At 72.4% G+C, this 557-nt stretch carries 1 protein-coding gene; it reads right to left on the reverse strand.

What is annotated here, in order from left to right; all coding sequences use genetic code 11:
* The coding region (locus AC1DYI_RS38020) for a ComEC/Rec2 family competence protein (protein ID WP_477209211.1) at positions 1-541 on the reverse strand (541 nt) is incomplete at its 3' end.
* Between the last annotated feature and the right edge of the window lie 16 nt (positions 542-557).

A 557-nucleotide genomic window follows, 5' to 3' on the forward strand; every position in this document is an offset into this window, starting at 1 on the left:
GCCACAGTTCGGCGTCGAATCCTTCGGGGTTCATCGCGCCATGCGGGCGCTTCAGGCGCAGTGGCAGCTGCCAGCGCTCACCTGCCAGCACACGCTGTGGCGGGCCGGCACCCTCGCGTGGCCACGCGAGCCACAGTCGCGGCGGCAGCGTGACGGGCTGGTTGTCGGCACCGCGGGCCTCATCTGGCGCGAAGAGAAAGTGCAGGCCCTCGGCGTCGACCTGCGGCAGGCGGATGATGCGGCCGCTGACGATGAGGTCGCGGCCTTCGAGCGCTGCCGGCAGCGTTTCGGCGACACGCGCGCCGCCCCGCAGGCCGGCTTGAGCCCACGCGAGCGACGCGGTCGCAAAGCAGGCGGCGAGCAACAGCGCCGCGCCACCGCCCCGTCGGCCAGCCCGCCAGGTTGATACGGCGACCACCAACGCAGCCGCCGCACCGAGCATCAGGTAAGCGCCCGGCGTCCACAATTCGGCTTGCTGCAGTTGCAGGGCGCTGCCGGCCAACCAGGCCAGCGCCAGCGCCGCGATCACGCCCCCCTGCATGCCCCAGTGTAGGATG

Source organism: Ideonella sp. P3_A4, from assembly GCF_056403075.1.